7 protein-coding genes, 1 tRNA gene and 1 pseudogene are annotated in these 9,734 nt (G+C 69.2%); 8 read left to right on the plus strand and 1 reads right to left on the minus strand.

Going from position 1 to position 9,734, the window contains the following annotated elements; translation table 11 throughout:
- The first annotated feature begins 335 nt into the window (after positions 1 to 335).
- From CFN78_RS24225 to CFN78_RS30390, 8 genes and pseudogenes are all read left to right on the plus strand, one after another.
- Complete coding sequence (locus CFN78_RS24225) at positions 336 to 1,319, plus strand: hypothetical protein (protein ID WP_133116453.1); 984 nt, start codon at positions 336 to 338, stop codon at positions 1,317 to 1,319.
- Positions 1,312 to 2,232, plus strand: a complete 921-nt coding sequence (locus CFN78_RS24230; protein WP_094865261.1) for a DNA methyltransferase — start codon at positions 1,312 to 1,314, stop codon at positions 2,230 to 2,232. Before CFN78_RS24225 ends, CFN78_RS24230 begins: the two co-directional genes overlap by 8 nt.
- 113 nt (positions 2,233 to 2,345) lie before the next feature.
- On the plus strand, positions 2,346 to 3,098 hold the full coding sequence (locus CFN78_RS24235) for a recombinase family protein (protein ID WP_094865264.1): 753 nt from the start codon (positions 2,346 to 2,348) through the stop codon (positions 3,096 to 3,098).
- The gene (locus CFN78_RS24240) at positions 3,095 to 4,345 is read left to right on the plus strand and encodes a DNA-methyltransferase (RefSeq protein WP_094865266.1); all 1,251 of its coding nucleotides are present in this window, start codon (positions 3,095 to 3,097) and stop codon (positions 4,343 to 4,345) included. The genes CFN78_RS24235 and CFN78_RS24240 overlap by 4 nt, the downstream gene beginning before the upstream one ends.
- Positions 4,342 to 5,385 carry a DNA-methyltransferase gene (locus CFN78_RS24245; RefSeq protein WP_094865268.1) on the plus strand — a complete coding sequence of 348 codons (1,044 nt, stop codon included), beginning with the start codon at positions 4,342 to 4,344 and terminating at the stop codon, positions 5,383 to 5,385. Before CFN78_RS24240 ends, CFN78_RS24245 begins: the two co-directional genes overlap by 4 nt.
- A complete protein-coding gene (locus CFN78_RS29955; protein WP_094865271.1) occupies positions 5,382 to 6,809 on the plus strand; it encodes a DNA-methyltransferase in 1,428 nt (475 codons plus the stop codon). Before CFN78_RS24245 ends, CFN78_RS29955 begins: the two co-directional genes overlap by 4 nt.
- Positions 6,810 to 6,994: 185 nt before the next feature.
- A complete protein-coding gene (locus CFN78_RS24255) occupies positions 6,995 to 7,525 on the plus strand; it encodes a hypothetical protein (RefSeq protein WP_094865273.1) in 531 nt (176 codons plus the stop codon).
- Between the two features lie 929 nt (positions 7,526 to 8,454).
- Positions 8,455 to 8,703 (plus strand): annotated as a pseudogene (locus tag CFN78_RS30390) (recombinase family protein); the annotation flags it as partial.
- An 898-nt stretch (positions 8,704 to 9,601) separates the two neighbouring features.
- Here CFN78_RS30390 and CFN78_RS24270 read toward each other — a convergent pair.
- A tRNA-Arg gene (locus CFN78_RS24270) sits at positions 9,602 to 9,674 on the minus strand.
- Between the last annotated feature and the right edge of the window lie 60 nt (positions 9,675 to 9,734).

A 9,734-nucleotide genomic window follows, 5' to 3' on the forward strand; every position in this document is an offset into this window, starting at 1 on the left:
AAATGGTCTTTTAAGCGATCCTTAGTAGCAAGCGGCAGGTTCGCCGAGGCGAGTCTGCGGCGGCTCGGCCGGGCCGCTTTGATGCGGGTCGGAAATTCTTCTTGACCCGAGTTGAGGTGATTCGACGGCAGGCGTCTCGCGGCAGTGCTGGGTTCGAATGCTTCCGCGCGCTGGGAAAGTGTCGATGTATTCGGTATCGCGTCCCGCTGCGTGCGGTGCAGGGCTTCGGAGTTTGGGAAAAAAGTTGGGTGAGCGGTGTCGAAAAACGGCCTCAAAACCGGCTTCTTGGGGTGACTTGGCAGACCACGCCGATCACACCGCGAGGAAGGCCACCGATGACTTCTACACCGCATCCCGAGCCCGGACGCCGTCACCACCGCTTGCCCCGTCGCGACACGGCGAGCCCTCGCCGCGGCCGGCACCGCGCGCCACGGACCACACCTGCTACCGCAGCTGCCCGCCGTCCTCGTCCGGCGACCTTCTGGTCGTTCGCCGACGCGGAGATGCTGCCCGGCACCGCTCTACTGCCCGGCTGGCTCGGACGCACGATCGTCACCCTCGTGACGACCTACACCCGCCCCGGCGACCGCGTCCTTCTGCTCACCCCACCGCCCTCCTCGCGCGCTCTTCGGCACGCGGTCGGCGGCACCCGCGACGCCGAGGCGTACGCCGGTCTCGCCGAGGCGGTCTGGACTGTCGCCCGGCTCGGTCGCGGCGCCGATACCGCGACTGCGGCACCCGCCCCCGACTACCCGGCCGAGCACACCGACTCACCCCGCGGCGCCGGAGTCGAGTCGGGGTCGCGACCCCGACTCAGTCGGCTCGGGCTGCACCCGGTGGCCGATCCGCACCCCGACTCCGCACGCCCTCCGTGCCGTGACGGAAACCGACCGCGCGGCGGGTTCGACCTGATCATCACCGCGCTCGATCCGCACGCCACCGACTGGCTCGCGCACACCGACTGGGCCGCCCTGCTCACCCCGCGCGGCCTCACCGCTGTCGTCACACACGGTGATACCCGTGACGGGCGGCTGCGCGATCCCCACGCGACTGTGCTGACCACTCTCGGTAGTTTCGGGTTGCGGTGTCTCGATCACATCGCCGTACTCACCACGCCTGTATCGGACACGCCGGACGGCCTTGTCGCCGCAGACCAGACGGCCACTGCGGTACCTGCGCCGAACGTCTCGCCGCGCGCGGTCGCCACCGCAGCGCCACCGCTGCGCACGGTGCACCACGACCTCGTTCTGCTCGGACGGCTCACGCCGGACGCGGCGGCGGACATCGGCTTCGACGGGAAGGAGACCTCGGATGTCTAAGCACGCCGGCACGCAGCTCCCCCGCCCGGTAGGGGAGCGGTCCGAAGGCCCGGTCGTGGCGTCGGTGTGGCCGACCGGGACCGACAGTTTGACGGCCCAGCTGACCGAGGGCGGCTACCACGACGCCACCGGCGCCGACCCCGCCGTGATGGCCCCGGCGATCGCGCGCTACGCCATCGCGGCGCTGACCCGGCCCGGTGATGTCGTGCTCGATCCCGACTGCGGAGCGGGCACCACGATCGTCGAAGCGTTGCGGACTGGGCGGCACGCGATCGGGTTGACCGGGCAGCGCCGGTGGTGGCGCTTGGCGCGCACCAACGTGACCGCCACGAAGGCGCGCGGCGTGTTCGTCGACGGCATGGTCCTCGTCCTCGACCGACGCCCAGGAACTGCGGTCGCCGCGGCCACGGCCGGGCTGACCGGGCGGATCGATCTCCTCCTGACGACCCTGCGCCCCGGCCCGGCCGGCGACCTCGATGGTGCGCTGGACAGGTTGCACGGGCTGCTCGCGCAGTACCGGCCGCTGCTGCGTCCGGGCGGGCACGTGGTCATCACCAGTGCCCCGCTACGCCACCCCGTGCGGCACGACCTGCTCGACGTTCCCAGCCGGATCGCGACGGTCGCCAGCGCGGTCGGGCTGGCACCGGTCGCGCGGTGTGTGGCGCTGACCTCCACGGTGCGACGAGGCCGCACTTATACCCGCGCGTCGCTGGCCCAACGCCGTACCGCCGCCCGCGCCGAACGCGTGCTCGGGCATCCGGTCGCGCTGCCCGCGCACCACACCGCGCTGGTGTTCCGGGCCGATCCCGACGCCGCCGCTCCGGCTCTGAACCGGTTCCTCCCGGCACTGTCCGCACCGCTGCGACCACACCGCCCGGGGCACGGAACACGGCCCGATTCGGCCGCCGCCTGAGTGCGCGCCACTTCACCTAGCCAGCCGTCGGTGTCCCGCCCGCGGCGCGGCGACGTGAGCCGACGGACCGCGGCTCGCGACCTCACTCCACCGTGTCGAAGGAGCGAATTCTCATGGACCTCACCCCACAACCGGATCGCCGCCCGCGTCGGGTCTCACCCAGGATCAATCCGCTGTTCTACCCGTTCGTCAGCTATCGCACGCGTAGGCCTGAGTCACCCACCGGTTGGCGGCGGCTGCGCGAAGCCCTCACTGGTTACCCGTTGGCTGCGTACGCGGACGATGACCGGCGCGAGTCTGCCGATCTGGGCGTCTACCTGTATCAGGTGGAGCTGGCCAGGCGGTCGCAGCTGGCGCTGTGGCAGCGCACCCGCGACGGCTGGTGGCTGGGGCCCGCACCGTACGGTTACGCCCTGGAACAGCACTGGGTGGAGCAGGAGTCCGCTCGTGCGGGGTGGCGGCACCGGTTGATCGTTGACGCGCTGCGTGCGCCGGTTGTGTCGCTGATCTTCGTCTGGTCGGTGCACGAGAACCTCAGCGACCGCGCCATCGCCCGGCGCCTGACCGAACAGCAGCATCCCCGCCCGGTCGATCCGGTGTCCGGCCGGGCGCGCGCGTGGAGCCGCGCGGTGGTGCGCACCATCCTGGCCAACCCCGTCTATCTCGGCTACGTCGTGCGCGGTCGCACGCTGCGCGCAGTGGAGCAGCCGCCGGAAAACTGGACGTGGTCTCGGCAGCGCAGCCATCGGGCGCTGGTCGAACCCGCCCTGTTCTGGACGCTCTACAACCGCCGAGCCCGCTGGGTCTCACCGACCCTCGACACCGACACCACGGGACTCACCAACCAGAGCCGGGAGGCGGCATGACCCAGCATCCGGCCAGCCCCGTCTACTACCGCGACGAGACGGTCACCCTCTACACCGGCGACGCCACCGCCACCCTCGCCGGCCTGCCCGGGAAGTCGGTGGACTGCGTGGTCACCAGCCCGCCCTACTGGGGGCTGCGCGACTACGGGACAGGGACCTGGGCCGGCGGCGATCCTGGCTGCGCGCACCTGGCCGCGACCGGACGCGGCGGCAGCATTCCCCAGTCCAAACATCCCGGTCTCGCCTATCCCGCGGCGGCAGCGCATCGCGGCGGCGCGCCGCAGCACTGCCGCCGATGCGGCGCCCGCCGCGAGGACGACCAGCACGGTCTGGAGGCGACCCCGCAGGACTACGTCGACCGGCTTCGGGCGGTCTTCGCGCAGCTGCACCGTGTCCTGACCGATACCGGCACGGTGTGGCTGAACCTGGGCGACTCCTACTCCGCCGAACCACCCGGCCGCACCGGCGATCCGATGCGGGCGAGCACCTTGTCCGGCCATAGCGCGGCAGCGCCGTTGCGGGAATCGGTACGCCAGGCCGGGGTGGCGCGCACGCGGGCGTTGCCGCGGAAGAATCTGGTGGGCATGCCGTGGCGGGTGGCGTTCGCGTTGCAGGCGGATGGGTGGATTCTGCGCAACGCGATCGTGTGGCACAAACCCAACGCCATGCCCGAATCCGTACGCGACCGCCTGTCGAACCGGTACGAGATGCTGTTCCTGCTGACCAAACAGCAGAAGTATTTCTTCGACCTCGACCCGATCCGTGAACCACTCGCCCGGCCCGAGGCGGTCGGGGAGGGCATCGTGATCGGCGGCGCGAACAAGGGCCGCTACGGCGGGATCGACGCGACCGCGCGCCGCCGCGGACACAGCGTGTACGGCAAATACCGTGACGCCGAGCCGTTCGTCGGAAAAGCACCCGGCGACGCGATGCGCCCGACCGGGGCTCGGCACACCGCCGGGCACGCTCGGGGCAAGAACCCTGGCGACGTCTGGTCGATCACCACTCGCCCGTTGCGGGAGGCGCACTTCGCTGCGTTCCCGGTCGACATCCCGCTGCGCTGCATCGCCGCCGGATGCCCCGAGGGCGGGGTGGTGCTCGATCCGTTCAGCGGGGCCGCCACCACCGGACTGGCCGCACGCCAGCTCGGCCGCTCCTACCTCGGGATCGATCTCAATCGCGAGTTCCACGACATCGGCCTGCGCCGTCTTGGCCTGTCCGTACAGGACACCGGGAGGGCCGCGTGACCACCTTCGCCGCACACTCCCGCGAGGACGACGCCGTTACGCTGGTGACCGCCGACGCGGAAGCCGGAATCCGAAACCTGCCCGAGGATTCGGTGGACTGTCTGGTCACCAGCCCGCCCTACTGGCGGCTGCGCGACTACGCCCCCGACACCTGGACCGGCGGATGGCCCGGCTGCCGCCACCGCCCGGCCAGTCTCCGCGACGCGGGTGCCGGGCGGTGGCGGTGCCGAGATTGCGGGGCCCGGCGCGAGCATCCGCAGATCGGGCTGGAACCGACCGCGGAGGACTACATCGAGACTCTGCGCGCGATGTTCGCCGCGGCCCGGCGCGTGCTTGTCCCGCATGCCACGGTGTGGCTCAACCTGGGTGACAGCTACTCCACCAACTCCGACGGCTACTGGTGCAGCGCTCCCGGTCAGGCCGGGCAACCGCATTACCGGCCACGTGCGGATGTGCCGCACAAGAACCTGCTGGGCATGCCGTGGCGGTTGGCCTTCGCGCTGCAGGACGACGGGTGGATTTTGAGGTCGGCGATCGTCTGGCACAAGCCTCACGCCACGCCCACCCCGATCTCCGATCGGCTCGTGACCCGGCACGAGATGCTCTTCCTGTTCGTCGCACAGCCGGACTACTACTTCGACCTCGACGCGATCCGGCAGCCTTACACCGGCGACCGTGCCCTGTCCCGCCGCGCCCACCACGGCGGCACCAAACCGAATACCGTCCGCGGAGCCTGGCCCCGCACCCCCGCCGACGGGCAACGAGGCCGCAATCCCGGCAACGTGTGGACCATTCCGCCCGACCGCACCCGCGCCGGGCACCCCGCACCGTCGCCGGTGGAGATCCCGCGGCGCTGCATCGCGGCCGGATGCCCGCCCGGCGGTCACGTCCTCGACCCGTTCAGCGGCAGCGGCACCACCGGCGTCGCCGCCCGCGCACTCGGCCGGCGCTTCACCGGCATCGACACCAACGCCGCCTACCACGACCTCGCATTCCGGCGCATCACCGCAGCCGGCCCGGACGCAGGAGAGCCGCAATGACCGACGACACCACCTTCGTCGAACCGGAGATCATCCACGGCGACGCCCGTGACCTTCCGCTACCGGACGCCAGTGTCGATCTGGTGGTCACTAGTCCGCCCTACTTCGGGCTGCGATCCTACCGGGACGGCGGCGCGCACTACGACGGTCAGCTCGGCGCCGAGCGCACTCCGCTGGAATATCTGAGTAATCTCGTGACCTGCACACGTGAGATGATCCGTGTCCTCAAGCCGTCCGGGTCGATCTTCATCAACCTCGGCGACCGCTACTCGCAGCGCGCGGTGATGAACAAGTCCTCGCACCAGGACGGGTTGTTTCCCGACCGGTCCGACGCACGCAAGGACTGGATTCGGGACCGTCGTGCTGGCCTGACTCGGATGCCCTACGACAACGTCATCGACGCCGCTACCGGACACTTCGTCCGTGAAAAGTCCTTGATCGGCCTGCCGTGGCGCTACGCCCTGCGCTGCGTCGACGAACTCGGGCTGATCCTGCGCGCCGAGATCATCTGGAACAAACCCCACGGGCTGCCAGAGTCCGTGCGCGACCGGGTCCGGCGCAGCCACGAAACGTGGTTTCACTTCACGCTCAACCCGCGCTACTACAGCGCGATCGACACCATCAGGCTCCCGCACTCCGCGGCGAGCCTCGCTCGGGTGGCGCCGCACCGATCCGATCCTGGCCGTGCGGCACGCGACGGCCAGTACTACCCAGGGGCAGAACAGCAGACCCTGACACGACGGCAGATGTTGCACCCGCACGGCCGCCTGCCCGGATCGGTATGGGAGATCGCACCCCAGCCACTGCGGGTGCCTCCGCACTTGGGCATCGCGCACCATGCGTCGTTTCCGGTGGAATGGCCTCGGCGACTCGTCCTCGGGTGGTCGCCGCGGAGCGTGTGCACTGCGTGTGGGCAGGGCCGCCGCCGGGTCCCGGTCGCCTTCGGCCTGGACACTTCCCGGACGCAGACGCGGCGGGCGCTGGAACTGGTGCGCGAGCACGGCCTGACCGAGGCACACCTGTCCGCGCTGCGAGCCGCGGGACTCAACGACACGCCCCGTGCGCTCGACACCCAGGGCCGTACGGGCGGGCACGAGCATTCCGGTCGGCAGCTTGTCGCCGAGGCGCGCGCGGCGCTGGGCGGCTACGCCCGCGAGTTCCTGCTGTCGCGGGCCACGGAGTTCGCCGACGCCTGCGACTGCGCCGACACGAGTGCGACCAGCGTTCCCGGTGTGGTGCTCGATCCCTTTGGTGGCACCGGAACCACCGCGCTGGCCGCCGCCGTGCACGGCCGGCACGCCATCTCGATCGACGCCAGCCGCGACTACTGCCGCCTCGCCACTTGGCGCGTCCACGACCCCCGCCAGCGAGCACGAGCCCGCGGCACCCACCAGACCCCGGAACCGGTTCCGCGCGCGGCATGACACCCGGGCCGGTGTGACGTGGACGACAGGCGGGGCCCACTCGTTCGGGGCCTCCGGTTTTCGCCGATCGACGCTACGATCCCAGGCCCGCACCACCCAGCACGCCGTCCTGACCAGCTGGTTTGCGCTGAACGGCAGATGCTTGCGCGTCGCGCGGAACGACGAGACCAGGAGGCACGATTCCCATGTCCGCCCCAACAGCGACGACGGCCACCGACGGGATCACCGCCGCGTCTGAACCGATCAGGGCGGCGTTCTACGGCCGCAAGAACAGGACCGACACGATCGCCCTGCACCTCCTGCGCCAGCAGTACCGGCTGTGCGAGCAGAGGTTTCGTCCTCGCGTGGTGATCACCCATTGTTTCTACGACTTGCCCACCGACGTGGACCCGGTGATGCTGCATGATGCGGGGTTGCCCCGAAGCGACGGCGGGTGGCGCGAGCTGGCCGCGTCTTTGTCCACCCCGGAACCGGGCTACGACCTGATCGTCTGCGAGAAGGCGGAGCGGCTGTCGCGCGATCCGTTTGGTGTCCTGGATCGCGAACGCCTCGCCGCACAGCACTGCGTCCCGATCGCCTACGCGACCGAGCCGTGGGATCCGGTGTTGGAGATGCTGCCGCACGCGCGTGCACTCACCGCGCTGATTCGTCGCCGCGTCCTGGGCTCCAGCTGTTTCACGATCGAAAACCTGTACATGAGCGGACAAGGGGTGTGAGCGTTGGCCGGGGAATACGAGCGCCGCGATGACGCCACCGGACGTCTGGCTCCTGACGAAGCACCGGAACTGGTCGCCGAAATCCGGACTGTGGAAGGAATCGAGGCTCAGCGACTGGCCGCGGAACAAGCACGAGTGTTGTGGGAGGTGACACAATGGCAGGCCCGGAACAGGTCCGCGCGTGGGCTGGACAACGCAGCGTAGGACGCGCGCGAAGCCCCTACAGCGCAGCGGCATCTGGCGGCGAGTCGATCGCCGCCGCCCAGCCGACTCTGCTGCGGTTCGCGTGGCTGGGCCGAGTGTCCACTCGCGACATGCAAGACCCCACACTGTCTTTGCCGCGCCAGCTGGGTTCGTCGCAGCGCGCGCTGTCCGAGGACGGGCTGATCGTCGTGCACTTCTACGACGTCGAATCCGGGCGTATGGACCTCGATGCGCGTGGCGGCGGGCACGCGCATGAACAGTTCGACATTCCGATCACCCGTGACGGCGGCATCCAAGACCTGCTTGCCGAGGCCGAACGCCCCGATCGGCGATTCGACTACGTCATCTGCGAGTCCATCGAACGGACCGCCCGGCACATGTACTACGGCACCACCATCGAGCACCGCCTGGAGCGTGCCGGAGTCCGCCTGCTCGCGGCCGATGAGCCCTTTCAACTGGCCACAGTGGATGGTCGCAAGCCGAAGGTCGCTACCTCGTTGCTGACCCGCCGGGTCAAGCAGAGCATTTCCGAGTTTTACGTCGTAGACATGCTGGAGAAATCTTGGGATGGCTTCGCGATCCACACCGAGGCGGGATACAACGTCGGGAAACCCTGCTACGGCTACCGCGCCCGTCACGTCCCGCACCCGGTCCCCGCCAAGCGGGCCAAGGGCGTCAAGAAGACCTTTCTCGACCTCGACCCCGCGCAGGCACCCGCAGTCCGCATGGCATACCACTGGCGCATCACCGAACGCCTCGGCTACCAGGCCATCGCGGACCGGCTCAACCTCGATCCCGCGACTTATCCGCCGCCGGTGCCCGTCGACCCGAAGCGCTCCGTCGGCCGCTGGACCTATTCGAACGTCCGCGACATCCTCACCAACCCCAAATACACCGGGCACATGGTGTGGAACCGCAAGGGCCGCAAGTCCCGCGGCAACCGCGCCAACCCCATCGAGGAATGGATCTGGTCCGCGAAACCGGTTCATGAACCGCTCGTCACTATGGAGGACTGGCTCAAAGCCCAGGACATCAGCGGACACCGCTTCGGTTCCCGCAGTATCAGCAACACCAACGTCAAGCATCCCCAGACCAAACGCTCGTACCTGCTGCGCACCTACCTGTTCCACGGTGCCTGCGGCCGGCGTATGAACGGCAAGACCCGCCGTGGCCACGCCTACTACGTGTGCGAACCGAAGAAGGGATACGTCCCCGACGGCCACCCCGGCGCCGGGAGCTTCTGGATTCGGGAAGACGCGATCGTCGACAAGCTCAACGAGTTCCTCTCCACCCACATCTTTGGCACCTACCGCCGCCACCTGCTCGACAGCACAGTCCGAGACCTCGGCGCCGCCGCCCAACGGGAACGAGACCAACGCCTCGCCGCCCTGCGACGCGAGATCGACGACACCACCCGAATGATCAAGAACCTCGTCCGCAACTTCTCCCGTATCGACAAACCGACCGAGGACTTCGTCCGCGACATCAACGAGGAACGCGTCGAACTTCACCAGCGCAAGACCCAACTCGAAGCCCAGCTCGCCGAAGCCGAGGAGGCCAACCAGCAGGCACCTAACCCCGACCTGCTCGACACCCTGCCCATGGGCGAGGTCCGGATCGAGGAACTACCCGAAGACACCGCGCGGCGGCTGTTCGAAGCCCTCCGGCTCGAACTCCGCTACTACAAGGACACTAATCAGGTCAAGTGCACGGTCACCCTGGCCGGAACGACGCTGCCAGCGACGCGGCACGCCGCCCACGAGGCCGTCATCCTGCCGTTCGACCGAGAGCAGCGACTCAATCAGCGCAAACACGACAACGAGAACAAGGAGGGTGCCATGGCTAGCACCTCTCCCGTTCCCATCCTTGGAGTGCCCCCGGCAGGATTCGAACCTGCGACACCTGCCTCCGGAGGGCAGTGCTCTATCCCCTGAGCTACGAGGGCGCCATCGCTGTGCGACGTCGAAAGCCTAGCGTATGCCCCGGGCGCCGGCGTCGGCGGTCC

It is taken from the genome of Amycolatopsis antarctica (assembly GCF_002262875.1).
GTDB classification, from domain to species: Bacteria; Actinomycetota; Actinomycetes; order Mycobacteriales; family Pseudonocardiaceae; genus Amycolatopsis; species Amycolatopsis antarctica.

Excerpts from the sequence above, each read along its gene's own strand:
- CFN78_RS24225 (WP_133116453.1), top strand. The coding sequence starts at position 336 with ATGACTTCTACACCGCATCCCGAGCCCGGACGCCGTCACCACCGCTTG.
- CFN78_RS24230 (WP_094865261.1), top strand. The coding sequence starts at position 1,312 with ATGTCTAAGCACGCCGGCACGCAGCTCCCCCGCCCGGTAGGGGAGCGG.
- CFN78_RS24235 (WP_094865264.1), top strand. The coding sequence starts at position 2,346 with ATGGACCTCACCCCACAACCGGATCGCCGCCCGCGTCGGGTCTCACCC.
- CFN78_RS24240 (WP_094865266.1), top strand. The coding sequence starts at position 3,095 with ATGACCCAGCATCCGGCCAGCCCCGTCTACTACCGCGACGAGACGGTC.
- CFN78_RS29955 (WP_094865271.1), top strand. The coding sequence starts at position 5,382 with ATGACCGACGACACCACCTTCGTCGAACCGGAGATCATCCACGGCGAC.
- CFN78_RS24255 (WP_094865273.1), top strand. The coding sequence starts at position 6,995 with ATGTCCGCCCCAACAGCGACGACGGCCACCGACGGGATCACCGCCGCG.